The sequence below is a fragment of the Sphingomonas sp. S6 genome (assembly GCF_043498045.1).
In the GTDB taxonomy this organism is placed as follows: Bacteria; Pseudomonadota; Alphaproteobacteria; order Sphingomonadales; family Sphingomonadaceae; genus Sphingomonas.
This window is the reverse complement of the sequence record NZ_JBIEOE010000001.1, coordinates 357,771-383,379: the sequence shown is the minus strand read 5'-3', so window position 1 is coordinate 383,379 and position 25,609 is coordinate 357,771. Positions and strand designations below refer to the sequence as shown.

The 25,609-nt window shown below is 67.7% G+C and carries 28 protein-coding genes; 23 read left to right on the top strand and 5 right to left on the bottom strand.

Annotated elements, in window-relative coordinates; all coding sequences use genetic code 11:
* Position 1 precedes the first annotated feature (1 nt).
* On the bottom strand, positions 2–1,042 hold the full coding sequence (gene pdhA, locus ACGVWT_RS01805; protein WP_017978905.1) for a pyruvate dehydrogenase (acetyl-transferring) E1 component subunit alpha: 1,041 nt from the start codon (positions 1,040–1,042) through the stop codon (positions 2–4).
* A 298-nt stretch (positions 1,043–1,340) separates the two neighbouring features.
* Between pdhA and ACGVWT_RS01800 the strand changes: the two genes are divergently transcribed.
* The 3 genes from ACGVWT_RS01800 (at position 1,341) to ACGVWT_RS01790 (ending at position 5,074) form a co-directional block, all read left to right on the top strand.
* Complete coding sequence (locus ACGVWT_RS01800; RefSeq protein ID WP_315461304.1) at positions 1,341–2,696, top strand: MFS transporter; 1,356 nt, start codon at positions 1,341–1,343, stop codon at positions 2,694–2,696.
* Complete coding sequence (cysK, locus tag ACGVWT_RS01795; protein ID WP_315461305.1) at positions 2,693–3,613, top strand: cysteine synthase A; 921 nt, start codon at positions 2,693–2,695, stop codon at positions 3,611–3,613. The genes ACGVWT_RS01800 and cysK overlap by 4 nt, the downstream gene beginning before the upstream one ends.
* A 201-nt stretch (positions 3,614–3,814) precedes the next feature.
* Positions 3,815–5,074: a cell wall hydrolase gene (locus ACGVWT_RS01790; RefSeq protein WP_315461306.1), complete on the top strand. Its 1,260-nt coding sequence runs from the start codon at positions 3,815–3,817 to the stop codon at positions 5,072–5,074.
* 240 nt (positions 5,075–5,314) lie between these two features.
* On the opposite strand, the gene ACGVWT_RS01785 is transcribed toward ACGVWT_RS01790, so the two are convergent.
* Positions 5,315–5,566 carry a hypothetical protein gene (locus tag ACGVWT_RS01785; RefSeq protein WP_017978909.1) on the bottom strand — a complete coding sequence of 84 codons (252 nt, stop codon included), beginning with the start codon at positions 5,564–5,566 and terminating at the stop codon, positions 5,315–5,317.
* A gap of 134 nt (positions 5,567–5,700) precedes the next feature.
* Between ACGVWT_RS01785 and purF the strand changes: the two genes are divergently transcribed.
* From purF to ACGVWT_RS01745, 8 genes are all read left to right on the top strand, one after another.
* Positions 5,701–7,173: an amidophosphoribosyltransferase gene (gene purF, locus ACGVWT_RS01780; RefSeq protein WP_315461307.1), complete on the top strand. Its 1,473-nt coding sequence runs from the start codon at positions 5,701–5,703 to the stop codon at positions 7,171–7,173.
* The gene (locus ACGVWT_RS01775; RefSeq protein ID WP_116461254.1) at positions 7,173–7,880 is read left to right on the top strand and encodes an SDR family NAD(P)-dependent oxidoreductase; all 708 of its coding nucleotides are present in this window, start codon (positions 7,173–7,175) and stop codon (positions 7,878–7,880) included. Before purF ends, ACGVWT_RS01775 begins: the two co-directional genes overlap by 1 nt.
* Positions 7,881–7,961: 81 nt before the next feature.
* Positions 7,962–8,540 (top strand): NifU family protein, encoded by a 579-nt coding sequence (locus ACGVWT_RS01770; RefSeq protein WP_024310548.1) that lies wholly within the window; start codon positions 7,962–7,964, stop codon positions 8,538–8,540.
* Positions 8,540–9,133 (top strand): malonic semialdehyde reductase, encoded by a 594-nt coding sequence (locus tag ACGVWT_RS01765; RefSeq protein WP_116461255.1) that lies wholly within the window; start codon positions 8,540–8,542, stop codon positions 9,131–9,133. The genes ACGVWT_RS01770 and ACGVWT_RS01765 overlap by 1 nt, the downstream gene beginning before the upstream one ends.
* A 222-nt stretch (positions 9,134–9,355) precedes the next feature.
* On the top strand, positions 9,356–9,997 hold the full coding sequence (tsaB, locus tag ACGVWT_RS01760) for a tRNA (adenosine(37)-N6)-threonylcarbamoyltransferase complex dimerization subunit type 1 TsaB (RefSeq protein ID WP_315461308.1): 642 nt from the start codon (positions 9,356–9,358) through the stop codon (positions 9,995–9,997).
* Positions 9,997–10,464, top strand: a complete 468-nt coding sequence (gene rimI, locus ACGVWT_RS01755; RefSeq protein WP_063689428.1) for a ribosomal protein S18-alanine N-acetyltransferase — start codon at positions 9,997–9,999, stop codon at positions 10,462–10,464. Before tsaB ends, rimI begins: the two co-directional genes overlap by 1 nt.
* 85 nt (positions 10,465–10,549) lie before the next feature.
* Positions 10,550–10,972, top strand: a complete 423-nt coding sequence (locus ACGVWT_RS01750) for a Fur family transcriptional regulator (protein WP_017978916.1) — start codon at positions 10,550–10,552, stop codon at positions 10,970–10,972.
* A gap of 10 nt (positions 10,973–10,982) precedes the next feature.
* On the top strand, positions 10,983–11,699 hold the full coding sequence (locus ACGVWT_RS01745) for a 1-acyl-sn-glycerol-3-phosphate acyltransferase (RefSeq protein WP_116461257.1): 717 nt from the start codon (positions 10,983–10,985) through the stop codon (positions 11,697–11,699).
* 3 nt (positions 11,700–11,702) lie between these two features.
* Here the strand turns inward: ACGVWT_RS01745 and ACGVWT_RS01740 are convergent, their stop codons facing one another.
* Positions 11,703–12,680, bottom strand: a complete 978-nt coding sequence (locus tag ACGVWT_RS01740) for a hypothetical protein (protein ID WP_315461309.1) — start codon at positions 12,678–12,680, stop codon at positions 11,703–11,705.
* A gap of 112 nt (positions 12,681–12,792) precedes the next feature.
* On the opposite strand from ACGVWT_RS01740, the gene miaB reads away from it, so the two are divergent.
* The 6 genes from miaB (at position 12,793) to ACGVWT_RS01710 (ending at position 17,357) form a co-directional block, all read left to right on the top strand.
* A complete protein-coding gene (gene miaB, locus ACGVWT_RS01735; protein WP_315461310.1) occupies positions 12,793–14,133 on the top strand; it encodes a tRNA (N6-isopentenyl adenosine(37)-C2)-methylthiotransferase MiaB in 1,341 nt (446 codons plus the stop codon).
* Between the two features lie 95 nt (positions 14,134–14,228).
* Complete coding sequence (locus tag ACGVWT_RS01730) at positions 14,229–15,224, top strand: PhoH family protein (protein ID WP_043059261.1); 996 nt, start codon at positions 14,229–14,231, stop codon at positions 15,222–15,224.
* Between the two features lie 48 nt (positions 15,225–15,272).
* Complete coding sequence (locus tag ACGVWT_RS01725; protein WP_043059260.1) at positions 15,273–15,536, top strand: type II toxin-antitoxin system VapB family antitoxin; 264 nt, start codon at positions 15,273–15,275, stop codon at positions 15,534–15,536.
* Positions 15,533–15,928 (top strand): type II toxin-antitoxin system VapC family toxin, encoded by a 396-nt coding sequence (locus ACGVWT_RS01720; protein ID WP_315461311.1) that lies wholly within the window; start codon positions 15,533–15,535, stop codon positions 15,926–15,928. The genes ACGVWT_RS01725 and ACGVWT_RS01720 overlap by 4 nt, the downstream gene beginning before the upstream one ends.
* Entirely contained in the window at positions 15,925–16,437 is a 513-nt protein-coding gene (gene ybeY / locus ACGVWT_RS01715; RefSeq protein WP_315461312.1) for an rRNA maturation RNase YbeY, read from the top strand. Before ACGVWT_RS01720 ends, ybeY begins: the two co-directional genes overlap by 4 nt.
* An 11-nt stretch (positions 16,438–16,448) precedes the next feature.
* Positions 16,449–17,357 carry a hemolysin family protein gene (locus tag ACGVWT_RS01710; protein ID WP_116461262.1) on the top strand — a complete coding sequence of 303 codons (909 nt, stop codon included), beginning with the start codon at positions 16,449–16,451 and terminating at the stop codon, positions 17,355–17,357.
* A 39-nt stretch (positions 17,358–17,396) separates the two neighbouring features.
* Here ACGVWT_RS01710 and ACGVWT_RS01705 read toward each other — a convergent pair whose 3' ends face one another.
* Complete coding sequence (locus ACGVWT_RS01705; protein ID WP_315461313.1) at positions 17,397–18,602, bottom strand: cyclopropane-fatty-acyl-phospholipid synthase family protein; 1,206 nt, start codon at positions 18,600–18,602, stop codon at positions 17,397–17,399.
* Between the two features lie 29 nt (positions 18,603–18,631).
* On the bottom strand, positions 18,632–19,540 hold the full coding sequence (locus tag ACGVWT_RS01700) for a histone deacetylase (RefSeq protein ID WP_315461314.1): 909 nt from the start codon (positions 19,538–19,540) through the stop codon (positions 18,632–18,634).
* 60 nt (positions 19,541–19,600) lie between these two features.
* On the opposite strand from ACGVWT_RS01700, the gene ACGVWT_RS01695 reads away from it, so the two are divergent.
* From ACGVWT_RS01695 to ACGVWT_RS01670, 6 genes are read left to right on the top strand one after another with little or no spacing between them, the layout of a single operon-like run.
* Positions 19,601–20,608, top strand: a complete 1,008-nt coding sequence (locus tag ACGVWT_RS01695) for an alpha/beta hydrolase (protein WP_315461315.1) — start codon at positions 19,601–19,603, stop codon at positions 20,606–20,608.
* Positions 20,605–21,099 carry an RNA pyrophosphohydrolase gene (locus ACGVWT_RS01690; RefSeq protein ID WP_116461266.1) on the top strand — a complete coding sequence of 165 codons (495 nt, stop codon included), beginning with the start codon at positions 20,605–20,607 and terminating at the stop codon, positions 21,097–21,099. The genes ACGVWT_RS01695 and ACGVWT_RS01690 overlap by 4 nt, the downstream gene beginning before the upstream one ends.
* 49 nt (positions 21,100–21,148) lie before the next feature.
* The gene (locus tag ACGVWT_RS01685) at positions 21,149–22,078 is read left to right on the top strand and encodes a YdiY family protein (protein WP_315461316.1); all 930 of its coding nucleotides are present in this window, start codon (positions 21,149–21,151) and stop codon (positions 22,076–22,078) included.
* Between the two features lie 51 nt (positions 22,079–22,129).
* Entirely contained in the window at positions 22,130–23,326 is a 1,197-nt protein-coding gene (locus ACGVWT_RS01680) for a M20 family metallopeptidase (protein WP_394425159.1), read from the top strand.
* Positions 23,323–24,339, top strand: coding sequence for an arginine N-succinyltransferase (locus ACGVWT_RS01675; RefSeq protein WP_315461318.1), 1,017 nt, complete (start codon positions 23,323–23,325; stop codon positions 24,337–24,339). Before ACGVWT_RS01680 ends, ACGVWT_RS01675 begins: the two co-directional genes overlap by 4 nt.
* 2 nt (positions 24,340–24,341) lie before the next feature.
* Positions 24,342–25,604, top strand: coding sequence for an N-succinylarginine dihydrolase (locus ACGVWT_RS01670; RefSeq protein ID WP_315461319.1), 1,263 nt, complete (start codon positions 24,342–24,344; stop codon positions 25,602–25,604).
* Positions 25,605–25,609: the final 5 nt, after the last annotated feature.

The following is a 25,609-nucleotide window of genomic DNA, read 5'->3' as shown; positions in this document are numbered from 1 at the left end:
CTCAGTACGTCTCCACCAGCACGTCGGTATACAGCTCGGCCTCTTCGGGCTCGGGCGTGCTTTCGGCGAAATCGGCGGCTTCGTTCACGATCTTGCGGATATCCTGTTCGAGCGTCTTGAGATCGGCCTCGGTCACACCGTGGCCTTCAAGCAGCTTCTTGACGTGGTCGATGGGGTCGGACTTGTCGCGGACGCCCTGCACCTCCTCGCGGCTGCGGTACTTGGCGGGGTCGGACATCGAGTGGCCGCGGTAGCGATAGGTCTTCATCTCGAGGATGACCGGGCCCTTGCCGGCGCGCACCCAGGCGAGCGCTTCCTCGGCGGCACCGCGGCAGGCGAGCACGTCCATGCCGTCGACCTGGATGCCGGGGATGCGGAAGCTTTCGCCGCGGCGGTACAGCTGGTCTTCCGACGAGGCGCGGTTGACGCTGGTGCCCATGGCGTATTGGTTGTTCTCGATCACGAAGATGATCGGGAGCTTCCACAGCTCCGCCATGTTGAAGCTTTCGTACACCTGGCCCTGGTTCGCCGCGCCGTCGCCGAAGTAGGCGAGGCAGACGCCGCCATCGTTGCTGTACTTGTGGCCGAAGGCCAGACCGGTGCCGAGCGACACCTGCGCGCCGACGATGCCGTGGCCGCCGTAGAACTTATGTTCGGTCGAGAACATGTGCATCGAGCCGCCCTTGCCGCGGCTGATGCCGGCGGCACGGCCGGTCAGTTCGGCCATGATGACCTTGGGGTCGATGCCATAAGCGAGCATGTGGCCGTGGTCGCGATATCCGGTGATCACCGAATCCTTGTCGCCGTCTAGCGCCGACTGCAGGCCGACCGCGACCGCTTCCTGACCGATGTAGAGGTGACAGAAGCCGCCGATGAAGCCCAAGCCATAGAGCTGGCCCGCCTTTTCCTCGAACCGGCGGATCAGCAGCATCTGCTTGTAGAAGTCGAGCAGTTGCTCCTTCGTCGCCTCGAACGGCTTGGGATCGGCGGGACGCTCGCGATTGCTGAGCGGTACGGCGGGAGGAGCAGGCGATTTGGCCACGTATTACCTCAACGGTCCTGGGGATGTGACCGAGCCTATAGGCCGGGTTCGCGGGGAACATCAATTCCCTGGGGTAAGATGGCTGTGACGTAGCGTTTCCGGTGCCGCCTGCATCTCGTCATCCCGGCGTACGCCGGGATCCATGGGAGCGCCGGGCTGACGGTGACGCGCCTGACGTCTGCCTCGTGTCCATGGATCCCGGCGTGCGCCGGGATGACGGAGGAAAGGTAGGAACGCCATCATCCGAAAGCGCAACTATGTTGCCCTTCCCCTCGGCCCGCGCCAAAGCTCGTCCCACATGAGTACGCGCCCCGTCCATCCGTTCCGCATCGCCAACTTCCGCGCCTATTGGCTGTCGCGGTTCAGCGGAACGATCGCCGTATCCGCGATGTCGATCGTGATCGGCTGGCAGGTCTACAATTTGGCGCGCGTGACTATGGACGTGCGGCAGGCGGCGTTCATGCTGGGCATGATCGGCTTTGCGCAGTTCGTGCCGCTGTTCCTGCTGACCCCGGTCACGGGCCTGGTTGCCGACAGCGTGGACCGGCGCTGGATCGTGCGCAGCACGACGGCGCTGCTGGTCGTGACGGCGGGGATGCTGTGGTTCCTGACCTGGTCGGGGCACCTCAGCCTGATCGCGCTATTCGCCGCGGCGGTGGCGTTCGGCGTTGCGCGCGCCTTTTCGGGGCCGGCCTATTCGGCGCTCGCGCCCAATCTGGTGCCACGCGAAAGCCTGCCGACCGCGATCGCCGTTAGCTCGATCGCGTGGCAGGTGGGGACGATCGCCGGACCGAGCGTCGGCGGGCTGCTGTACGCGATCCACCCCGAGGTGGCGTACGGCGTCGCCACCGTGCTGTTCGCGGTCGCGCTGACCTTCATGTTCCTGATCGGCTCGGTGCCGCAGCCGCCCGCGCAGGCCGACCACCGGCCGCTGGCGCGAATCGCCGAGGGGTTCCGCTATGTTCGCCGCAACCGGCTGGTCCAGGCGGCGATCACGCTCGATCTGTTCGCGGTGCTGCTCGCCGGCGCGACCTCGCTGCTGCCCGTCTATGCACGCGATATCCTGCACGTCGGATCGCAGGGGCTGGGCGTGCTGGCCGCGGGTATGGGCATCGGCGCGGCGGCGACCGCGATCTGGTTCTCGTTCAAGCCGATGAGCACCAATGTCGGCGTGAAGATGCTCGTCGCGGTCGTCGTCTTCGGCCTCTCCATCCTGACCTTCGGCATCGCGAGCCATGTTACCGGCGCGCTCGGCCTGACGACGCGAACGGTTCAGCTGGGCGATTTGCCGGTATTCGTCCATCCCGCCTTCCTGCTCAGCCTCGTCGCGCTGATCGTCGCGGGCGGCGCGGACATGGTGTCGGTGTACGTCCGCCAGTCGCTGATCCAGCTGCACACCCCCGATGCGATGCGCGGGCGGGTGAGCGCGGTGTCGCAGCTCACCATCTCGGCGTCCAACGAACTGGGCGAATTCGAGAGCGGGGTGATGGCCTCGCTACTCGGCCCGGTGGGCGCCGTGGTGTTCGGCGGGCTGGGCGCGATCGGCGTTACCTTGCTGTGGGCGCGGCTGTTCCCGGAACTCGGCGCCGCGCGAACCTTTGACCCACCAGAGATCCTGCAAACCGAACCTAGCCACGGAGAAGCCAAGCCATGAAGGCCAACACCATCCTGGAAACGATCGGCAACACGCCGCACATCCGCGTGTCGAAGCTGTTCCCCGATTCGGAGGTCTGGATCAAATCGGAACGGTCGAACCCCGGCGGATCGATCAAGGACCGAATCGCGCTGGCGATGGTCGAGGCCGCGGAGGCGAACGGCGACCTGAAGCCCGGCGGCACGATCATCGAACCGACCAGCGGCAACACCGGCGTCGGCCTGGCGATGGTCGCGGCGGTGAAGGGCTATAAGCTGGTGCTCGTCATGCCCGAATCGATGTCGCTCGAGCGGCGGCGGCTGATGCTGGCCTATGGCGCGACGTTCGACCTCACCCCGCGCGAAAAGGGCATGAAGGGCGCGATCGAGCGCGCGATCGAGCTGGTGCATGCGACGCCGGGTGCGTGGATGCCGCAACAGTTCGAAAATGGTGCGAATGTCGATGTCCATGTCCGTACGACGGCGCAGGAAATCCTGAACGACTTCCGCGATTCGCCGATCGACGTGATCATCACCGGCGTCGGCACCGGCGGCCATATCACGGGCGTCGCCGAGACGCTGAAGAAGGAATGGCCGAACCTAAAGGTCTTCGCGGTCGAGCCGGCGGCATCGCCGGTGATCGCGGGTGGCCAGCCCGGGCCGCACCCGATCCAGGGCATCGGTGCGGGCTTCATCCCGCGCAACCTCCACACCCAGGCGCTGGACGGAGTGATCGAGGTGGATGCGGCCGTCGCCAAGGACATGGCGCGGCGCTCGGCGCGTGAAGAGGGCATTCTGGTCGGCATCTCGTCGGGCGCGACGCTGGCGGCGATCCTGCAGAAGCTGCCGGACCTGCCGGATAACGTTCGGGTGCTCGGGTTCAACTACGACACGGGTGAACGCTATCTGTCGGTGCCGGACTTCCTGCCGGAGCAGTAACGCCGGCCCCTGCCCCCACCTCGTCATTCCCGCGCAGGCGGAATCCACACTGGTTGGCCTCGCGGCGCGATCCGCGACGGGAGCGGGTCTGGATCCCCGCCTGAGCGGGGATGACGGGCGCGGGGCGGGGTGGCACACACCCCCGTAATGACTTTGGCGAATCAGGGCGGTGCGGCCCCCTACCCCCTTTGGCTGCGCCCCGTGCTGGCCGTCACTGCGCTGGCGGCGATCGCCGTGCCGGCACTGGTCGTGTCTCATCCGCCGGCGATCCCGAAGCAGCCGAAGGCGGTGAAGCTTCCCCCGCGGCGCGTCGTACCCGCCGCCGAAGTACCGGACGTCGAGCCGGTCGCGTTCGTCGACCTGTCGGCCGAGGATGCCAAGGCGTACAACGATGCTATCCCTTTCTCCACCCTGCCCAATCCGGCGGCGCGGCCGTTCCACTTCGCCGGGGCCGCAGAGGATCGGGCGCGGGCGCTCGACTGTATGGCGGTGGGCGTGGTGTACGAGGCAGGCGACGATGCCGAGGGCGAGCGCGCTGTCGCGCAAGTCGTGCTCAACCGGCTGCGCCATCCCGCCTTCCCCAAGACGATCTGCGGCGTGATCTTCGAAGGGCAGGAGCGCAGCACCGGTTGCCAGTTCAGCTTTGCCTGCGACCATGCGCTCAGTCGCTGGACCCCGACCGCGGACCAGTGGCGGCGTGCCCGCGCCGTGGCGGACGCGGCCTTGTCGGGCGCGGTCTATCGACCGGTGGGCTATGCGACGCATTACCATACCGACTGGGTCGTCCCCTATTGGCAAGCGAGCCTGGACAAGGTGGTCGCGGTGCACAGTCATCTGTTCTTCCGCTGGACGGGCTGGTGGGGCACGCCGCCCGCGTTCAACCGGCAGGTGAGTTCGGCGGAGCCGGTGATCGCCCAGCTCGCCCCCGTGTCCGATGCGCACAAAACCGGCGCGGCGCTGGCCGAGGCGGATACCGCGCTGCTCGATGCGGCGGAGGCGCTGGGGATGCTGGGCGACGACGTTGTGGCAGCAACGGTCGCAGCGACGGCGCCGGCGGCGGACGGGACGAACGAGACGATCCTCGCGACGCTGCCCAAGGGCGTGACGCCGGACCTGTATCCCGCGGTGGCGATGAAGGCCTGCGCCGAGCGCAAAACCTGCCGCTTTTCGGGCTGGACCGAGGCTGCGGCGACGCCGGTCGCGCTGCCGCTGACGACGGAACAGGTCGCCGCGATGGCGTTCAGTTACTGGCGCGATCGGGATGCGGGGATCGAGAAGCCGCTGTGGAACTGTGGGCTGGTGAAGCGGGCGGACCGGCGGCAGTGTATGAAGCAGCAGGTGTTGCTGAGCGCGGTGCCGGTGGCTGCGGCGACGGCGGTGCCCGCGGCTGTTCCGGCGGCGAAGGGGCCAGAGGATCTGGGCGGCGTGCGGCGTAAGGGTGACGCCGCTGGGGCGCGGTAGGCAACCGCAAACGCACCGTCACCCCGGACGTGTTCCGGGGTCCACCGGGCCGCCGAAGGCCGGCTGGAGCCTCTTGCCGCCCCCCAGCCGCGGAGTGGACCCCGGAACGAGTCCGGGGTGACGGGGGATGTGGGGCGGCGTCAAATGCGGCTACTGCGGCTGCTGCGAGACGTTAAATCAGCCAAGCCGTCGTTCCCGCGCAGGCGGGAATGACCGGGGATGTGGGACGGGCCGCTCCCTCTACTTATGCCCGCGGATCGCCTTGATCAGCGCGGGCTTGTCCATTTTCGATCGGCCTTCGATACCGATCTCGCGCGCTTCCTTCATCAGGTCGGCCTTGGTGCGGTCCTCGAGATGCGTGGCCTTGTGGTCGAGCGATCCGTTCGCCTTGGCATTGGCGATGCGCGCGGCCTTTTCCTTCGAATTGCCCTGTTTGCGGAGCTCTTCGTACAGCCCGTCGTCCTTGATCTGTGCGCCGTGGTCTTTTGCCATGGGATGCCTCCTCAGCGGAAGCCCATCCAACGGCCCATCCCGCGAAACGGTTCGTTCGCGGATGACAAATACGCGACAAAGCCGGAATGCGCTCCTATATGGCCACCCGCCCGATAGCCCGAGCCCCTGTCCTTATGCTGACCACCAATCCCTTCGACATCACTTCGGACGATGGCGATACGCTGCGCGAGGAATGCGGCGTGTTCGGCGTGTCCGGCAGCGATAGTGCCGCCGCGCTGGTCGCGCTGGGGCTGCACGCCTTGCAGCATCGCGGACAGGAAGCCGCCGGGATCAGCAGCTTCGATGGCACGCTGTTCCACACGCATCGCGCGATGGGCCATGTCGCGGGCAATTTCGACCGCGACGACGTGATCCGCGCGCTGCCCGGCACCACCGCGGTCGGCCACGTCCGCTATTCCACGACGGGCGAGACGGCGCTGCGCAACGTCCAGCCGCTGTACGCCGATCTGTCGACCGGCGGCTTTGCGGTCGCCCACAACGGCAATATCTCCAACGCGATGAAGCTGCGCCGCGAACTGGTGCGGCGCGGATCGATCTTCCAGTCGACCAGCGATACCGAGACGATCATCCACCTCGTCGCGACCTCGAACTACCGCACGCTGCTCGACCGCTTCATCGACGCGCTGAAGCAGGTTGAGGGCGCCTACAGCCTGGTCGTGATGACGCCCGAGGGCATGATCGCCTGCCGCGATCCGCTGGGAATCCGGCCGCTGGTGATGGGGCGCCTGGACGGCGCGGTGATCTTTGCTTCCGAAACCGTGGCGCTCGACGTGTGCGGCGCGACCTTCGAACGGCAGGTCGAGCCGGGCGAGCTGGTGATCGTGCAGGGCAAGGACATCCGCTCGATCAAGCCCTTCGCAGAGGTCGCGCCGCGGCCCTGCATCTTCGAATGGGTGTATTTCAGCCGCCCCGATTCGATCGCGGGCGATCAGTCGGTCTATTCGGTGCGCAAGGCGATCGGTGCGCAGCTGGCGATCGAGGCGCCGGTCGAGGCCGACCTCGTCATCCCGGTGCCCGATTCGGGCGTGCCCGCCGCGATCGGCTATGCGCAGGAATCGGGCATTCCGTTCGAGCTGGGCATCATCCGGTCGCATTATGTCGGCCGCACCTTCATCCAACCCGGCGACAAGGTGCGCCATCTGGGCGTCAAGCTGAAGCACAATGCCAATCGCGCGCTGATCAAGGGCAAGCGCATCGTGCTGATCGACGATTCGATCGTCCGCGGCACGACCAGCCTGAAGATCGTGCAGATGATGCGCGATGCGGGCGCGGCCGAGGTGCATATGCGGATCGCATCGCCGCCGACGCGGCATAGCTGCTTCTATGGCGTTGACACGCCCGAGCGCGCCAAGCTGCTCGCCGCCAAGCATGACGTGGGCGGCATGACCGACTTCATCCATGCGGACAGCCTGGCCTTCGTGTCGATCGATGGCCTGTACAAGGCGCTGGGCGAGGAACAGCGCGCGTCGCGCCTGCCGAAGTATTGTGATGCCTGCTTCACCGGCGACTATCCGACGACGCTGACCGACCATGACGATGTCGCCGACGTCGACCAGTTTGCGATGCTCGAAGAGCGCGTGAACTGATGGCCAAAGCACTGGAAAACCAGCTTGCGCTCGTCACCGGCGCCAGCCGCGGCATCGGCGCGGCGACTGCGATCGCGCTCGCCGCAGCGGGCGCGCATGTGGTGCTGACGGCGCGGACGGCGAAGGACCTGGAGGCGGTCGAGGAGACGATCTTCGACGCAGGCGGATCGGCAACGATCGCGCCGCTCGACATGACGCAGACCGACAGCATCGCCCGGCTGGCGAGCGCGGTCGGCGAACGCTGGCAGGCGCTGGACGTGCTGGTGCTCAACGCCGGCATGCTGGGGACGCTGGCGGCGGTGCCGGCGATCGACCCCAAGGAATTCGCGCAGGTGCTGACGCTGAACGTCAGTGCGCAGGTGGCGATGATCCAGGCATTCGATGCGATGCTGCGCAAGGCGCCGGCGGCGAAGGTGATCGGCGTCACCTCCAGCGTCGGGCGCAACCCTCGCGCCTATTGGGGGGCCTATGGCGCGTCCAAGGCAGCGTTCGAGACTCTGATCGGCGCCTATGGCGACGAGACGAGCGAGATCAGCGGCATCCGCACCGCGATCCTCGATCCCGGCGCGACGCGGACCAAGATGCGCGCGCGCGCCTATCCGGGCGAGGCGCCGGAGTCGGTGAAGCCTCCGGAAGTGGTGGCCGAGCGGATCGCGGCGCTGGCGATCGCGGGCTTTCCGGCAGGGCATCGCGAGCGGGTGGGCTGAGGCGCTCCGCTTCGCGACGGGAAACAAAGCCTTTCCGCGGCTGTGCTTGATCCGCGGTCGCGCGCGGTCCACATGGCCCCCATGCTGATCGAGACCGAAGCCACACCCAATCCGGCGACCCTCAAGTTCCTGCCGGGCCGCATCGTTATGGACGCCGGCACGCGCGATTTCGCGACGCCCGAAGAGGCGGAGGCGAGCCCGCTCGCCGAGATGCTGTTCGCGCTCGGCGACGTAACGGGCGTGTTCTTCGGCCGCGACTTCGTGTCGGTGACCGCCGCGCCGGGCGTCGACTGGGTCGGGCTGAAGCCGGACGTGCTCGCCATCCTGCTCGACCATTTCGCGGCCAACATGCCGCTATTCCGTCAGGGCAGCGCGGGCTTTAGCGTCCCGGCCGGCGACAGCGACGAGGTGACGACCGACGACCCCGCCGATGCCGAGATCGTCGCGCAGATCCGCGAACTGATCGACACCCGCGTCCGCCCGGCGGTGGCGAACGACGGCGGCGACATCGTCTATCGCGGCTTCGACAAGGGCAAGGTGTACCTGCGCATGCAGGGCGCGTGCGCCGGCTGTCCGTCGTCGAGCGCGACGCTGAAGAACGGCATCGAGCAGCTGCTGAAGTATTATGTTCCCGAAGTCACCGAAGTGAGGGCCGTCTGATGTCCGCTCCCCTGCCCGATGCCGCGCTCGACACGCTGTTCCGTGAGGCACGCAGCTACAATCATTATTCCGACCGTGCCGTCGGCGAGGATCAGCTTCGGGCGATCTGGGACCTGATGAAATGGGGGCCGACCTCGGCCAACCAGCTGCCCGCGCGGCTCGTCTGGTGCGTCAGCGATGAGGCGAAGGCGAAGCTTGCCGCCTGCGCGTCGGAGGGCAATCGCGACAAGATCCTGAAGGCGCCCGTCACCGTCATCATCGGCATGGACGTGGAATTCCACGAGCATCTGCCCGAGCTGTTCCCCCATACCGATGCCAAGGCGTGGTTCGACGGGAATACCGAGCTGCGCACCGCGTCCGCATTCCGCAATTCGTCGTTGCAGGGCGGGTATTTCATTCTCGCGGCGCGGGCGCTGGGTCTGGATACGGGGCCAATGTCGGGCTTCGATCAGGGCGCGGTAGACAAGGCGTTCTTTGCCGACCAGCCGGGCGTGCGCAGCAATTTCATCTCGACATTGGGCTATGGCGACCCCGCCAGCCTGCACCCACGCTCGCCGCGGCCGGCGTTCGAGAAGTTCAACACGGTCGCGTAAGGCCGTCGCCGATTGGGGTTTGCCAGCCCCCTTCCGCATATTGCCGTCACCCCGGACTTGGTCCGGGGTGCACCATCCCGCGAAGTGGGAGCCGGAGCGTCTCGCCGTCCCCCTCGCCTCGGAGTGGACCCCGAAATGACTCTGGGGTGACGGGGGAATTGCGGTTACCGCCACTCGCATCTTGCCCCGGCGCGCGGGCTGCCGCAAAGCAGGCGCTTCATCATGACTGCCCGCACTCTCGTCATCGACACCGCCACCGCCGCCTGCTCAATCGCGCTGATCGAAGGCGGGCAGGTCATCGCCGCCGAGCATCGCGAGGTCGGGCGGGGCCATGCCGAGCAGCTGCTTCCGATGATCGCCGCATTGCCCGATGGCGGACGTGCCGGGCATATCCTGGTCGACGTCGGCCCCGGTAGCTTCACCGGTCTGCGCGTGGGCATCGCCGCGGCCCGGGCACTTGCGCTCGGCTGGGGCAGCACCGTCGCCGGCTATTCCAGCCTGTCGCTGCTCGCCGCTGCCGCCTTTGCCGGCGGGCGGGAGGGGCAGATCGCCGCGATGCTGGAGGGCGGGCACGGCGAGGTGTTCGTCCAGGGCTTCGCGGCCGGACCGGTGCCGCTCGATGGGCTCGCCTCGGTGAAGCCGGAGGCGGCGATCGCCGCCCTGGGCGAACGCTATCCCATCGGCAACGGCGTGCGCTGGCTGCAACAGGTCGCGCCCGACCTCGCCGGCCAGCCCGCTTTGCCCGATGCGCGCGACGCGCTGCTTCTGCCCGAGGCGTTGAAGACGCTGCCCGCGCGTCCGGTCTACGGCCGTGCTCCCGATGCCAAGCTGCCTGGCGGCCGCGTGCCGGAGCCGGCGGCCTGATGGCGACGCACCAGATCCTGCTGCGCACCGGCGATCCCCGCGACGTAGCGACGGTCGACGCGCTGATGACCGCCGCCTTCGACCCGCGCTATGGCGAGGCGTGGACGCGCAACCAGTGCCTGGGCGTGCTCGCGATGCCGGGCGTGCGGCTAACGCTGGCGCTGGTCGACGATCGGCCCGCCGGTTTCGCGATGGTGCGCAGCGTGATGGACGAGGCAGAGCTGCTGCTGCTCGCGGTGGATCCCGCCTTTCGTCGGCGGGGTATCGGCACCGCTCTGCTGCGCGCGGTGATCGCCGAGGCGCAGATGAGCGGCATCGCGGACCTGCATCTGGAGGTGCGGGCGAACAATCCCGCGGTGGCGCTGTACACTGAGCAGGGCTTTGCCAAGGTGGGCGAGCGGCGCGGCTATTATCGCGGGCGCGGCGGCGAGGCGTTCGACGCGCATACGTACCGGCGGGCGGTGTAACCCGACCCCACCGATCGCCGCGTCCGATCACTGTTGCGAGTCGGTTTCGCTTTTCGCAACAAGCGCACTGTTCTACACGGTGCTCATGCCTCGCAAGATCGACCTCGAAGCCCTGTGCAACCAGAAGGGCCTGCGCATCACCGAACAGCGTCGCGTCATCGCGCGCGTTCTGTCGGAAGCCGAAGACCATCCCGACGTCGAAAAGGTGTATGAGCGCGCCTCGCTGATCGATCCGGGCATTTCGATCGCGACCGTCTATCGCACCGTGCGCCTGTTCGAAGAGGCGGGCATCCTGGATCGCCACGATTTCGGTGACGGCCGCGCGCGCTACGAGCCGTCACCGGAAGCGCATCACGATCACCTGATCGACGTCGAGACGGGCAAGGTCATCGAATTCGTCGATCCGGAACTGGAGCAGCTACAGAAGGCGATCGCCGAGAAGCTCGGCTTCCGCCTGGTCGACCATCGCATGGAATTGTACGGCGTCAGCCTCGATCGCAAGGCGTAAGCGCGGGCGCGTGATCGCCAACCTGCGCCTCGCGACCCGGTTGGCGGCGCTGGTGATCGCCCTGATCGCTGCGCTATGCATCCACGGCCTGTGGCGGGTATTCCGCCTGCCCTCGCCCTGGCCGCGCCTGTTCCTGGGCAGCGTCGCGTGGATCGTCGGTGCGCGCGTGCGCGTGATCGGCCGGCCGCTGAAGCGTGACGTCGTATTCTTGGCCAACCATCTGAGCTGGATCGACATTCTCGCCATCGCCGGCGCGACGGGCAGCGCCTTCGTCGCCAAGGCGGAACTGCGCGCGGCGCCGCTCGTCGGCTGGCTGTGTACGCTGAACCGCACGATCTTCGTGACGCGCGAGGACCGGTTGCAGGTGTCCGCACAGATCGCGCGGTTGCGCGATGCGCTGGCCGAAGGCTGGGCGGTGACGATCTTCCCCGAAGGCACGACCAGCGACGGCACGACCCTGCTGCCGTTCAAGGCGGCCCTGCTCGCCGCACTCGATCCTCCGCCGCCGGGCGGCCGGGTGCAGCCGGTGCGCGTCGATTACGGGCCGGCGACCGCCGAACTCGCCTGGGTCGGCGACGAGCCGGGACAGGTCCATGCGCTGCGCGTGCTGCGGCGGCGGGGTACGTTCCCAGTGACGCTGCATATGCTTGATGCCTTCGACCCGGCCGACATCGGTGGTCGCAAGGCGATCGCCGCCCGCGCGCGAGACGCGATCGGCGCTGCCTAAGCATCAGGCGGGCGGCGGATCGGGTTCGAGCGAATCGACCCGGCGGCGGAAACAGGCGAGCGTCGCCTCGACGGTATCAGCACCGGATTTCGTACAGGCGCGCACGATCGCACAGCCGATCCGGTCGACGCGCTTGTCGCCGCTGGAGATATCGGCGTGACACCACCGCACCCGATCGCCATCGACGCCATAGCGCAGGCGGAGACGCCGCAACCGCCGGGCGATAACGACGATATCGTCGGGCTGGGTGGACGCTTCGGGGGTCGGGGTGGTGGGGCCGGAGGGTACCGCCCCCGCGGTCCCCCTTCGGGTGGCGCTAGTCTCGCGGACGATCGTAGGTTCGGCTTGCCGTGCTGGAGCGATCGCTTCTGGCGAGATCGCCGAGGAGGCAGGCTTTGCCGCGGGGGCCGGGGCGGCCCGCGGCGATCCCGGACAGTCGCCGATCCGCTCTGCGTTCACCTGCCAGCGCTTGATACGCCCCCGGCTTCGAAAGCTTCCGGACTCCACGACATAGTCCGCCCGCAATCGCGTCTCGGCGATCGTCGCACGAAGGCCTGTCGCGATTTGGAGCGCGGGTCCGCCGCCCATCATCACGCTGCACCGCCGGTTTCCCACTGCGTGCGTTCGGTCGATGGCGAGCTTCAGGGGAGAACACAGCATGCCGCTGTCCCCGATCGCCCGAATGCCGGCCTGCTCACCAATCAATTGGTCGACAATCGCGGGCGTGTCGCCATCGGTGATGCAGCGATTCCATTCCCGGCCCTGTTCCGGTGGCACTCTCGGTTCACCCGGTGCAGGATCGGTCAGCGTCACCCCCGACCGGAAGCGCCACAGGCCCGCCACCATCTTCGGCGTCGCGCCATTGACGACGATGTCGGGACCGTCCGCACCCGATCGAGACGGCGCAACCTGTGCGCTAAGCGACGCCGCAACGGCTGCCGCCGCAATGAAGACGCCTGCATACCCTATTGCCCGTCCCATGGCGTTCTCCCCCAAGCGCACTTTTCAGGAAAAAAGGGAGCGCGGCTACCATCTTCTGCCGGCCGCTCCTCCCGCTGGCGACGGAGAGCCGCTTCCTGTATGGCCCGCGGCCATGACCCCCGCGGACACCAGCAAGCGCAAGCCCCAGACCTTCCACGTCAAGTCGTTCGGCTGCCAGATGAACGTCTATGACGGCGAGCGGATGGCGGAATTGATGACCGCCGAGGGCATGACCGCCGCGGCCGACGCGGCCGACGCCGACCTGGTCGTGCTCAACACCTGCCATATCCGCGAAAAGGCGACCGAGAAGGTCTATTCGGACATCGGCCGACTGCGCAAGGACGCGCGCCTCGCCGAGCGGGCCGCGCCGATGATCGCGGTCGCCGGCTGCGTCGCGCAGGCGGAGGGCGAGGAGATCGTCCGCCGTGCGAATGTCGATGTCGTGGTGGGGCCGCAGGCCTATCACAACCTTCCCGGCCTCGTCGCCCAAGCGGCGAGCGGCGCCGCCGGGCTCGACACCGACATGCCGTTACTCTCGAAGTTCGGCGCATTGCCGGCGCGGCGCCGCGTCGGGCCGTCGGCATTTCTGACGGTGCAGGAAGGCTGCGACAAATTCTGCACCTATTGCGTCGTGCCCTACACGCGCGGCGCCGAGGTGAGCCGTCCGTTCGCGGCGATCGTCGACGAGGCGAAGGCGCTGGTCGATGCCGGTGCGCGCGAGATCACGCTGCTGGGCCAGAACGTCAACGCCTGGGACGATGACGGGCGGGGCCTGCACGACCTGATCCGCGTGCTAGACCGCATCCCCGGCCTCGCCCGTATCCGCTACACGACCAGCCATCCCAACGACATGGCGCAGGGCCTGATCGACGCCCACGGCGACGTCGAAAGCCTGATGCCGTTCCTGCACCTGCCGGTGCAGGCGGGCAGCGACCGGGTGCTGAAGGCGATGAACCGCAGCCACGATCGCGACAGCTACCTGCGCCTGCTCGACCGCGTGCGCGCCGTGCGCCCCGACATCGCGCTGTCCGGCGACTTCATCGTCGGCTTTCCCGGCGAAACGGAGGCGGAGTTCGCCGAGACGCTCGCCCTCGTCGATGCGGTCGGATACGCGCAGGCCTATTCGTTCAAATACAGCCCCCGCCCCGGCACCCCCGCCGCGGACATGGCCGGGGCCGTGCCGCCAGAGGTGATGGACGAACGGCTGCAGCGCCTGCAAGCCGCGCTGGGCCGCGACCAGCAGGCGTTCAACCAGGCGAGCGTCGGCCGGACGTGCGACGTCCTCATCGAGCGCCAGGCCAAGCTGCCCGGCCAGATGCTCGGCAAGTCGCCCTGGCTGCAATCGGTGCATATGATGACCGACGCCGCCATCGGCGACATCGTGACGGTCGACCTGCTTTCCGCCGGCCCGGTCTCGATGGCGGGTGCGGTGCGCGTGAAGCAGGCCGCGTAGGTCAGGATGCCAGCCTAGATCACACGTTTGCCGCTTCCCTTTCGCGCGCGGGCATCCCACATTCGGTGCATGCCATTTCGGCACGAAAGGATTGCATGAGTCGCAAGCCCGTCCCCGCCCGCTCCGGTGAACGCAGCCGGGCGGAGGTGTTGTTCGACAAGCCGCAGCTGCTCGCCACGCTGTTCGGCCAATATGACCAGAATCTGGTGGCGCTCGAAAACCGGCTGGGCGTCTATATCACCGCGCGCGGTAACCGCGTCGGACTGGAGGGCGCGGCCGAGAATGTCGCGCTGGCGCGCGACGTGTTGCAGGATCTGTACCAGCGCATCCAGCGCGGTGAGGAAATCGACACCGGCCTAGTCGATGCGTCGATCGCGATGGCGGCCGAACCGACGCTCGACGGCATCGTCAGCACCGAACGCAGCGCGATCCCGTCGATCATGATCCGGACGCGGAAGAAGACGATCGTACCGCGCACCCCGGCGCAGGCGCATTACATGCGCGAGTTGAGCACGCACGACATGATCTTCGCGCTCGGGCCGGCGGGTACCGGCAAGACCTATATCGCCGTCGCGCAGGCGGTGTCGCAGCTGATTACCGGCAGCGTCCAGCGGCTGATCCTGTCGCGTCCCGCGGTCGAGGCGGGCGAGAAGCTGGGCTTCCTGCCCGGCGATATGAAGGACAAGGTCGATCCGTATCTGCGGCCGCTCTACGATGCGCTGCACGACTGCCTGCCGGCCGAGCAGGTCGAGCGCCGGATCGCGAGCGGCGAGATCGAGATCGCACCGATCGCCTTCATGCGCGGCCGCACGCTGGCCGATGCCTTCGTCATCCTCGACGAGGCGCAGAATACGACGCCCGCGCAGATGAAGATGTTCCTGACCCGCTTCGGCCAGAACAGCCGGATGGTGATCTGCGGCGATCCCAACCAGACCGACCTGCCCGGCGGCGTTGCGGCAAGCGGCCTGGCCGATGCGACGATGCGGCTGGAGGGCGTGGAGGGTATCTCGATGACGCGCTTCAGCAGCGCGGACGTCGTCCGCCATCCGATTGTCGGGCGGATCGTCGAGGCGTATGAGGGGGCCGGTTGACGGGAGCGTATATCCTCGCCACCTTGGCGGGATATACCGGAGGTGACGATGGCGTCGCTCTACATTAAGAATGCGGACACCGCCGATCTGGCGCGCGAAGTCGCCGAGCTGCTCGGCACGAGCAAGACGGCAGCGGTCCACGATGCCCTGCTCCACCGCAAGCGTGAGCTGGAGCAGGAGCGTCGGTCCCCTGGCGTGCCGCTGCGCGAGCGCATGAAAGCCTGGCGCGAGGCACATCCCCTGGGTCGTCCAACCGGCCTCGTTGCGGACAAAGCGTTCTATGATTCGCTCAACGACGAGGACGACGATTGACCATCTTCGTCGATGCCTCGGCGATCGTCGCGATCGTCTATGGCGAACCGGAGGCCGACGATTTCGCTGATGCGATCGAGGCGCATAACGACCGCTTGTATTGTGCGGTCGGCGCTTGGGAAGCTGCCCACGCCATCGCCCGTCTGCGGGAGGTGAGCCTGCACGAAGCAGCAGAAGCCGTGAACGGTTTTGCCTATGAGGCCGGCTTGCGCGTCGTGTCGATCGGCGAACTGGAACGAGATGAAGCGATCCGTGCGGCGGCGCGTTACGGCAAAGGCCACCACCCCGCCCGCCTCAACATGGGCGATTGTTTCGCTTATGCCTGTGCCAAGACCAACGACGCCCGCCTGCTGTACAAAGGCGACGATTTCTCGAAAACGGACCTTGCATGATCCACATCGAACTTGCCCATGAAGCGCCCTGGGCCGACGCCACCGACTGGGACGCGCTCGCCGTCCGTGCCGCGCGCGCGGCGATCGAGCGGACGCCGCATGGCGAATTGCTCACGACGCCCGCGACCGTAGAGATCAGCGTCCGCCTGACCTCCGACGACGAGGTACAGGCGCTCAACCGTCAGTATCGGCAGAAGGACAAGCCGACCAATGTCCTGTCCTTTCCGATGGTGCAGCCGGATCTGATCGACACGGTCAGCCAGAATAGCGACGATGGCGAACTCTTGCTCGGCGATATCGTCCTTGCGCATGGCGTATGCGAACGCGAGGCCGCCGAAAAGGGCGTGAGCGTGGAAGAACATGCCACGCACCTGCTGGTACATGGCACGCTGCATCTGCTAGGCTATGACCACATGGGGGACGACGAGGCCGAGGCGATGGAGGAGATCGAGCGTCAGGCTCTGGCCACGCTCGGCATCGCGGACCCTTATCTCGTGCGTGAGGACTGACACAGACTGCCATGGCAGAGGACCGAAGTAGCGCCGGTTACGGCGACTCCAATGAATCGAGTATCTGGCGCGGGCTGCGCACGCTGATCTTCGGCGGCGGCCAGGAGGAATCGCTCCGCGACCAGCTGGAAGAGGCGATCGACCGGCATGAGGACGATCCCGGCCCCGACGCCAAGGGCGACCTGACGCCGCTGGAACGGCAGATGGTGCGCAACCTGCTGCACTTCGGCGAGCGCGACGCGGGGGATGTCGGCGTACCGCGTGCGGACATCATCGCGATCGAGGAAAACACCACCTTCGCGCATCTGGTGCAGATCTTCGCTGAGGCGGGGCACAGCCGCCTGCCGGTCTATCGCGGGCAGTTGGATACGATCATCGGCATGGTCCACATCAAGGATGTGTTCAACATTCTGGCGACCGGGGCCGAACATCCGACGAGCATCGCCGGGCTGATCCGCGAGCCGCTGTACGTGCCGATGAGCCGCGGCGCGCTCGACCTGCTCGCCGACATGCGCCAGCGCCATGTCCACCTCGCGATCGTGCTCGACGAATATTCGGGCACCGAAGGCCTCGTGACGATCGAGGATCTGATCGAGGAGATCGTCGGCGAAATCGAGGACGAGCATGACGAGGCGCCGAGTGCGCTGCTCGTGCCGATCGACGGCGGCGCGTGGGAAGCGGATGCCCGCGCCGAGCTGGAGGATGCGGCCGAGCTGATCGACCCGCGTCTGGGCGAAGCCGAGAGCGACGTCGACACACTCGGCGGCCTTGCCGCGGTGCTGGCGGGGCATGTGCCGCATGTCGGCGAGTGCGTGGATCACCCGTCGGGCTGGAAGTTCGAAGTGCTCGATTCGGACGAGCGGCGCATCCATCGCCTGCGGCTGCACCCACCCGTGGCGCGCGAGGTGGAAGACGCCTGAGTCCGGGCCGGCGCGGGATCGTCTCGCGCCGGCCGACGCTCAGCCGCGTTTCACCAGCGTGACCTGCGCGACGTCGATGCCGCCGCCGCGGAAGCCGCCTTCGCAATACATCAGGTAATAGCGCCACAGGTCGCGGAAGCGGGCATCGAGCCGTTCGGGCAGACGCCCTGCCTTGTCGGCATTGTCGAACCGTTCACGCCAGTGGCGCAGCGTCTGCGCGTAATCGAGACCGAAGGCGTGGTGATCGGTCCAGGCGAGGCCGCGTGCTTCGCATAAGGCGCGAAAGCGGCTTTCCGACAGCAGCATGCCGCCGGGGAAGACATAGCGCTGGATGAAGTCGACGCTGGAGGCGTAGCGTTCGAACACGTCGTCAGCGATGCTGATATATTGGATCGCGGCGCGGCCGCCGGGCTTCAGGACACGGGCGAGCGTGTCGCAATAGGCGGGCCAATAGGCCTGGCCGACCGCTTCGACCATCTCGATACTGGCGACCGCATCATAGATGCCGGTGACGTCGCGATAGTCGGTGAGCGAGACGGTGACGCCGGGAAGCGCGCGCGCATCGACCTCCGCCTTCTGCTCGGTCGAGAGGGTGAGGCCATGGATGCTGCGGCCCGCCGCCGACGCCGTGGCGGCAAACGATCCCCAGCCGCAGCCGATTTCCAAAATGGTGTCGCCGGGCGTTGTGCCGGTCCGGTCGAGAATCGCCGTGAGCTTGCGGCGCTGGGCCTGCTCGAGCGTATCGCCCGAACCGTAGATGCCGCTGGAATAGGTGAGACTGGGGTCGAGCCATTCCTGGTAGAAATCGTTGCCGAGGTCGTAATGGTCGGCGATGTTGCGGCGCGACCCCTTGCGGTCGTTACGGCGCAGCGCGTGCCAGCCGCGGAGCAGCAGCTTCGGAATACCGCCGGCGCGCGCGACATTGGCCAGCGGCACGCGGTTGCGCATGAACAGGTCGAACAGCGGCACCGGATCGGGACTGGACCAGTCGCCGTCCGCCCAGGCCTCATACCAGCCCACCGAACCGCCCGTGGCGAGGCGCACGAGCGCGCGCCAGCGGTGAATGGTGACGAGCGGCACCGGCCCCGGCTTGCGCCCGCCGAGCAGCCGGTGAGTGCCATCGGGCAGACGCGCCTCGATGCCGCCGCGCACCAGCCCGGTGTCGATCCGGTCGAGGAAGCGATGAAACGCGGGCGCGAAAAGGCGTTGCTGCAATGTGTCCCCGGGCATGTCGGGCGCGCTCATGCCGCAGCTTGGCCGCAGTGGAAAGGGGGTCAGGAAATCGCGGCTTCGCGAGCCATCGCCTCGCCCAGCGTGAGGATCGCGGTGACGTGGCGGCGGGCGATCTCCAGCGCGTCGTCGCCATAGCCGCCGCCGACCGTGCTCGCGAGCGGCACGCCGCCCGCCAGCCGGGCGATCAGGCGCTCACGCGCCACCAGACCGTCGAGGCTGAGCGACAGGCGCCCGAGGCGATCGCCGACGAAGGGATCGACGCCTGCCTGATACAGGATCAGCTGCGGCCGGTGCTCGGCGAGGAAGGGCGCGAGCGTCGCCTCCAGCGTCGCGAGATAGCCGGCGTCATCCACGCCATCGGCGAGCGGCACGTCGAGCGTCGAGCGCGCCTTTCGGGCGGGGAAGTTCTTCTCCGCATGGATCGAATAGGTGGCAATCCCCGGCCGCCCGGCGAGCAAGGCGGCGGTGCCGTCGCCTTGATGCACGTCGCAATCGACCACTACGAGGCGATCGACCGTGCCCTCTTCGACCAGCCGCACCGCAGCGAGCGCGAGGTCGTTGAACACGCAATAGCCGGCGCCGGTATCGGCGAGCGCATGATGGCTGCCGCCCGCGGTATTGGCAGCAAAGCCGTGGCGAAGCGCGAGCTGCGCGGCGAGCCACGTGCCGCCGGGCACCGCGGCGGCACGGGCCGCGACCGCAGGGGTGATCGGAAAGCCAATGCGGCGGGTCTTGGGCGCAGGGACACGCGCTTCCAGAACTTGCGCGACATAATCGGGATCGTGGACCGCCTCCAGCCAGTGGCGCGGCATGGCTTCGGGTTCGTGCCAGGTCACGCGGTCGCCCGCCTCGCGCAGCAGGTCGCGGATCAGCCCGTTCTTGTTCCAGCGGTACGTGGAGCGCGCCGGCGCGGGCGCGACATAGGCGGGATGATGGACGACGGCGATCACGCTGCCTAGGTAGGAGCGATCGAGCGCCGTCCCAAGCGGTGCCCCGCCGGAGAGAGCCGAATGACCGAAACGACCGCCGCCCCCACTCCCTACGTCCGGCCGGACGTGCGCGGATTCCTGGATTATCTGAACGCAATGCCGGGGCCGCGCACGCATCAGATGACGCCCGAGGCGGCTCGGCAGGTGTTCACGGCGATGAAGGACGTCGCCGATCTGCCGGTGGGCGAGCTGGCGGTGCTCCGCGACCTGTCGATCCCCGGGCCCGGCGGCTCCATCCCCGCCCGTTTGTTCGACGCACGCGACACGCGTCAGCCGGGGCCGGCGCTGGTCTTCTATCACGGTGGCGGCTTCGTGATCGGCAATATCGACACGCATGCGGGCTTCTGCGCCGAGATGGCGCGCGTGCTCGACGTGCCGGTCGTCTCGGTCGACTATCGGTTGGCCCCCGAACATCGCTGGCCCGCCGCGCCCGACGATTGCGAGGCGGCAGCGCGTTGGGTGGCGGAAAGCCCGACGGAGCTGGGACGCAGCGTTACCGGCCTGATCCTGTGCGGCGACAGCGCGGGCGGCACGTTGACCATCGTCGCAGCGATGGACTTGCGCGACCGGCCGGCGGCGGTGCCGGTGATCGTGCAGGCGCCGATCTATCCGGCGGCTGATTCGTCGCAGCCCTATCCGTCGTTCGATCAGTTCGCCGACGGCTATCTGCTGACGCGCGATACGATGCTGTGGTTCGTCGATGCCTATGCGGCCGATATCGCGCATAGCCGGGGATCGCCCCTGCTCGGGCGGCTGGACGGCTTGCCACCGGCGGTGATCGTCACCGCCAGCCTGGACCCGATCCGCGATCAGGGCCGCGCCTATGCCGCCGCGTTGATCCAGGCGGGCGTGCCGGTGGTGTTCCGCGAGGCGGTGGGGACCGTCCATGGCTTCATCACGCTGCGCAAGGCGATCCCGTCGAGCCAGGGGGACGTCGCCGGCTATCTCGCGGCGCTGAAGGACGTGATCGTGGAGGCAGAGGCCGCGCGCGTCATGGCGCAGGCCGCGGGACAGGAGGCCGCACGATGACCGATCCCGCCACCCTGCCCTATCGCCCCTGCGCCGGCGTGATGCTGCTGAACCGCGAAGGCAAGGTCTTCGTCGGGCAGCGGATCGATACGACGCTGGAGGCATGGCAGATGCCGCAGGGCGGGATCGATCCGGGCGAAGAGGCCTATGACGCCGCGGTGCGCGAGTTGGGCGAGGAAACGGGCGTCGCGCCGCACCATGTCGAACTGATCGTCGAGGCGCCGCAGGACTTTTTGTACGACCTGCCGCCCGACATGATCGGGAAGGTGTGGAAGGGCAAGTGGCGGGGGCAGCGGCAGCGCTGGTTCCTGTTCCGCTTCCTAGGCGAGGACCGCGACATCGATATCGCGACCGAGCATCAGGAGTTTCGCGCCTGGCGATGGAGCGACCCCGCCGACCTGCCAACGATGATCGTGCCGTTCAAGCGAGCGCTGTACGAGGACGTGCTCGCCGCGTTCGCGCCTCATCTCGCCGCAGCGGACCCGCGCTGACCTGCGTTGGGGGGTGTCAGACGCGCGACGAACGGCTAGAGCGCCGGATGTGCGCGCTACCTTGCTCCTTTCGCTGTGCCTTGCCCCCCTGCTGATCGCCAATGCGCCGGTCGCCGATGGCGGCCAGCCGGACGACACCAAGGTGCCGATCCCCGCAGCGATCCGATCGATGCTGGATGCCGCGATCGAAAGCGGCAACGACGGCGACGTCTCGGTCGTGGTCAAATATGCGCGGCTGGCCGATCCGGCGAGTGCCGACGCGGTGCTCGCCATCGCGCAGAAGTGGCGCAACGATCGGGCACAGGCGCGGCAGACCACGATCAGGCAGGCCAGCATGTTCGACCTGTGGAGCGGCCGAGCAGAGCTGGGCGGTTACATCACCACCGGCAATACCGAGAGCAAGGGCGGATCGGCGATCCTCGACTTGACGCGCGAGGGGCTGCAATGGCGCCACAAGTTCCACGTGCAGGCGGATTATCAGGAAAACGCCAACATCACGACGCGCGAACATTACCTCGCGAGCTACGAACCCAATTACAAGATCAACGACCGTCTCTACGCCTATGGCGCCGCGCAATATGAGGCGGACCGGTTCCTGGGCTATTACAACCGCTATTCGGCGTCGGCCGGCGCAGGCTACAGCGCGATCAAGAGCCCCAAGGTGCGGCTTGACGTCGAGCTGGGCCCGGCGTTCCGCCAGACGCATTTCACCGACGAGACCCGGCAGAGCAATATCGCCGCGCGCGGGACGCTGGCGTTCAACTGGCGCGTGCTGCCCGGCCTGTCGGTGACGCAGAACGCCTCCGCTTATGTGCAGAGCGCCAATTCGACGCTGAGCGGCACAAGCGCGCTGAATGCGAAGCTGATCGGGCCACTGTCCGCTGCGTTTTCGTATAACGTGCAATATGAAAGCGAGCCGCCGGTGAAGTCCAAGAACACCGACACGATCGGCCGGGCGTCGCTGGTCTATACTTTCTGAACCTGGTTTCATCGGAGACCATATTCGACTAGCCTCGCTGCGATGAGAGGCATGTCGAACGACGAACGCGCCTTGGTCGAGCAGATCGACCAGGCGGCTATGCTGGCGCAGGTCGAGCGCTGGGCGGCGGTGAACAGCGGTACGCGCAACCTGGCCGGCGTCGGGCAGATGGCCGCACTGCTTGCCGATGCCTTTGCGGTGCTGCCCGGCGAGATCGTGATGGTCGAGCCGGAGCCGGTCGAGGCGGTGGCGGCAGACGGCACCGTCGCCGCGCTGGCGCACGGTAATCACCTGCACCTGCGGGTCCGGCCCGAGGCGCCGGTCCGCATGCTGTTCACCGGGCATATGGATACGGTCTATCCCGTCGATCACCCGTTCCAGACGCTGACCCACCGCGACGACGGCACGATCAACGGGCCGGGTACGGCGGATATGAAGGGCGGGATTGCGGTGATGCTCGCCGCGCTGACCGCCGTGGAGGCCGGGGGCGCCGATGGCTTCGGCTATGACGTCGTCATCAATTCGGACGAGGAGACGGGATCGCTCTCGTCCGCCAAGTTGCTCGCCAGGGCAGCACGGGGGGCGGTCGCGGCGCTGACCTACGAGCCGGCGCTCCCCGACGGGACATTGGCCGGCGCACGCGGCGGCACGGGCAACTTTTCCATCGTGATCCGCGGGCGGAGCGCTCACGCGGGGCGCAACCCCGAAGAGGGGCGGAATGCGATCGTCGCTGCCGCCGCGCTGGCGGTACGGCTGGCGGGGGCGGGTGGGCCGGGCCTGTCGGTCAATCCGGCGCGGATCGATGGCGGTGGGCCGAACAACGTCGTGCCCGACCTCGCCATCCTGCGCGTCAACTTCCGCCCCGCCGCCGCGGATGCGATCGCGCGGGCGCAGGCCGCGATCGACGAGAGTGTCGCTGCCGTCGCCGCAGCGCATGACGTGCGGATCGAGGTGCATGGCCGCTTCAATCGCCCGCCCAAGCCGATCGATGCCGGCGCCGAACGCCTGTTCGCCTGCGTCGCGGAAGCCGGCGCGGACCTGGGCCTCAGCATCGGCTGGCGCGCGACCGGGGGCGTATGCGACGGCAACAACATAGCCGCAGCCGGCGTACCTGTGGTCGACACGATGGGCGTGCGCGGCGGCGCAATCCATTCAGCGGACGAATTCATGATCGTCGACAGTCTCGCCGAGCGGGCGGCGCTGTCGGCGCTCACCATCAGTCGTATCGTACAGCGGGGACGGCCATGACCTTTCGCATTCGGGCCGCGCGCGCCGACGATCTGCAGCATCTGTATGAAATGGCGAAGCTGACCGGCGGGGGGTTCACCAACCTGCCGCCCGACCGCAAGGCGCTGCGCACGAAGCTGGACCGCAGCGGCGAGGCATTTGCGCGCGACGATGGGCCAATCACGGACGAGCTGTTCGTCCTGATGCTGGAGAATGGCGAGACGGGGGAGGTGCGCGGCACCTGCCAGCTGTTCACGCAGGTGGGGCAGAAACACCCCTTTTACAGCTATCGCCTGGGCACGCTGACGCAGCACAGCAAGGAACTGGAGCGCACGTTCCGTGCGGAAATGCTGGCGCTGACCACCGATCTGGAGGGCGCGTGTGAGGTCGGCGGGCTGTTCCTGCATCCGGGCGAGCGCGCGGGTGGGCTCGGCCTGTTGCTGGCGCGCAGCCGCTATCTGTTCATCCGCGCGCATCGGGCGCGCTTCGCCGATCGGATCCTCGCCGAATTGCGCGGGATCATCGACGAAGCGGGTGGATCACCGTTCTGGGACGGTCTGGCGGGGCGCTTCTTCGGCATGAATTTTCAGGACGCCGACCAGTTCAATGCGACGCATGGCCACCAATTCATCGCCGACCTGATGCCCAAGCATCCGATCTATACAGCGATGCTCTCCGAAGCGGCACGCGCGGTGATCGGCCTGCCGCATCCGAGCGGCCGGGCGGCGATGCGCATGCTGGAGAATGAGGGTTTTCACTATGAAAACTACATCGATATCTTCGATGGCGGACCGACGATGACGGCGCGGACCGACCGGGTGCGGACGATCGAGAGCGCACGCGACTGCCCGGTGATCGCGATCGATGACGATGGCGGGGACGAGGCGTTGGTCGCCACGGGACGGCTCCAGGACTTCCGGTGCGCGTTCGGGCATGTTCGCATGGTCGGCGATGGCGTGGTGCTGTCTTCCGACTGCGCCAAGGTGCTGGGCGTACAGCCCGACGATCGCGTCCTGTTCGCATCGCGGTGGTGAACATGCTGACCGAAATCAATTTCGACGGGATCGTCGGGCCGAGCCACAATTATGCCGGTCTGTCGGCGGGCAACCTCGCCGCGACGGCGCATGCCGGACAGGCGTCGCAGCCGCGCGCGGCCGCCTTGCAGGGCCTTGACAAGATGCGGCGCAATCTGGCGCTGGGGCTGACGCAGGGTGTGCTGCTGCCGCATCGCCGGCCGGATCATCGCTGGCTGGCGAGCCTGTCGACGGACTATGCGGGCGCCCCTGCCCTGTTGCAGGCGCAGGCGATGTCGGCATCGGCGATGTGGGCGGCCAATGCCGCGACCGTCTCGCCTGCGCCGGATACGGCGGACGGCCGCTGCCATCTGTCGGTCGCCAATCTGATGACGATGCCGCATCGCAGCCACGAATGGCCCGAGACGCTCGCGCAGTTGCGCACCGCCTTCGCGCACGACGCCTTTGCGGTGCATGGGCCCGTGCCCGCGCCGTTCGGCGACGAAGGTGCGGCCAATCATATGCGGCTGTGCGCGCGCCATGACGCGCCGGGCGTCGAGGTGTTCGTCTATACGGTGCCCGGTGGCCCCTTCCCCGCGCGCCAGCATCCGACGGCGAGCGAGGCAATCGCGCGCGCGCACGGGCTGTCGCCCGAGCGGACGCTGTTCGTGCAGCAATCGGCGGAGGCGGTGGCGGCGGGCGCATTCCACAACGACGTCGTCGCGGTCGCCAACGAACGCGTGCTCTTCGCGCACGAGCTGGCCTTTGCCGACAAGGGCGGCCTCTACGCCGACCTGCGCCGCCTGCTGCCCGAGGTGGAGATCGTCGAGGTACCGGCCAGCGAGGTGAGCCTGGCCGATGCCATCGCCTCCTACCTGTTCAACGCCCAGCTCGTCACGACAGCGGACGGACCGACGCTGGTCGTGCCAATGGAAGCGCGCGGCAATGCCGCCGTCTGGGGCTGGCTGGAGCGGCATCAGGCCGGCAACGGGCCGATCCGCCGGGTCGAGACGGTCGATGTCACGCAGTCGATGGCGAACGGCGGCGGGCCGGCATGCCTGCGGTTGCGGGTGGTCGCCGACCCGGAGACGGTCGATCCGCGGTTCCTGGTCGATGCGGCGAAGCTCGACGCCATTGACGCGGTGGTGCGGCGCTGGTGGCCGGAGGCGATCGATCCGGCAGCGCTGGGCGATGCGGCGCTGGTTCGGGACGTCGAAGCCGCGCACGAACGGCTGCTGGATGCGCTGCACCTGTCGGGTTACTTTACTGTTAACCACGGGCCTTAAGTCGC

Bases quoted from the DNA above. Each gene is read 5' to 3' on its own strand.
- ACGVWT_RS01800 (WP_315461304.1), top strand. From the start codon at position 1,341: ATGAGTACGCGCCCCGTCCATCCGTTCCGCATCGCCAACTTCCGCGCC.
- cysK (WP_315461305.1), top strand. From the start codon at position 2,693: ATGAAGGCCAACACCATCCTGGAAACGATCGGCAACACGCCGCACATC.
- ACGVWT_RS01785 (WP_017978909.1), bottom strand. From the start codon at position 5,566: ATGGCAAAAGACCACGGCGCACAGATCAAGGACGACGGGCTGTACGAA.
- purF (WP_315461307.1), top strand. From the start codon at position 5,701: ATGCTGACCACCAATCCCTTCGACATCACTTCGGACGATGGCGATACG.
- ACGVWT_RS01775 (WP_116461254.1), top strand. From the start codon at position 7,173: ATGGCCAAAGCACTGGAAAACCAGCTTGCGCTCGTCACCGGCGCCAGC.
- ACGVWT_RS01770 (WP_024310548.1), top strand. From the start codon at position 7,962: ATGCTGATCGAGACCGAAGCCACACCCAATCCGGCGACCCTCAAGTTC.
- ACGVWT_RS01765 (WP_116461255.1), top strand. From the start codon at position 8,540: ATGTCCGCTCCCCTGCCCGATGCCGCGCTCGACACGCTGTTCCGTGAG.
- tsaB (WP_315461308.1), top strand. From the start codon at position 9,356: ATGACTGCCCGCACTCTCGTCATCGACACCGCCACCGCCGCCTGCTCA.
- rimI (WP_063689428.1), top strand. From the start codon at position 9,997: ATGGCGACGCACCAGATCCTGCTGCGCACCGGCGATCCCCGCGACGTA.
- ACGVWT_RS01750 (WP_017978916.1), top strand. From the start codon at position 10,550: ATGCCTCGCAAGATCGACCTCGAAGCCCTGTGCAACCAGAAGGGCCTG.
- ACGVWT_RS01740 (WP_315461309.1), bottom strand. From the start codon at position 12,680: ATGGGACGGGCAATAGGGTATGCAGGCGTCTTCATTGCGGCGGCAGCC.
- miaB (WP_315461310.1), top strand. From the start codon at position 12,793: ATGACCCCCGCGGACACCAGCAAGCGCAAGCCCCAGACCTTCCACGTC.
- ACGVWT_RS01730 (WP_043059261.1), top strand. From the start codon at position 14,229: ATGAGTCGCAAGCCCGTCCCCGCCCGCTCCGGTGAACGCAGCCGGGCG.
- ACGVWT_RS01725 (WP_043059260.1), top strand. From the start codon at position 15,273: ATGGCGTCGCTCTACATTAAGAATGCGGACACCGCCGATCTGGCGCGC.
- ybeY (WP_315461312.1), top strand. From the start codon at position 15,925: ATGATCCACATCGAACTTGCCCATGAAGCGCCCTGGGCCGACGCCACC.
- ACGVWT_RS01710 (WP_116461262.1), top strand. From the start codon at position 16,449: ATGGCAGAGGACCGAAGTAGCGCCGGTTACGGCGACTCCAATGAATCG.
- ACGVWT_RS01705 (WP_315461313.1), bottom strand. From the start codon at position 18,602: ATGAGCGCGCCCGACATGCCCGGGGACACATTGCAGCAACGCCTTTTC.
- ACGVWT_RS01695 (WP_315461315.1), top strand. From the start codon at position 19,601: ATGACCGAAACGACCGCCGCCCCCACTCCCTACGTCCGGCCGGACGTG.
- ACGVWT_RS01690 (WP_116461266.1), top strand. From the start codon at position 20,605: ATGACCGATCCCGCCACCCTGCCCTATCGCCCCTGCGCCGGCGTGATG.
- ACGVWT_RS01680 (WP_394425159.1), top strand. From the start codon at position 22,130: ATGTCGAACGACGAACGCGCCTTGGTCGAGCAGATCGACCAGGCGGCT.
- ACGVWT_RS01675 (WP_315461318.1), top strand. From the start codon at position 23,323: ATGACCTTTCGCATTCGGGCCGCGCGCGCCGACGATCTGCAGCATCTG.
- ACGVWT_RS01670 (WP_315461319.1), top strand. From the start codon at position 24,342: ATGCTGACCGAAATCAATTTCGACGGGATCGTCGGGCCGAGCCACAAT.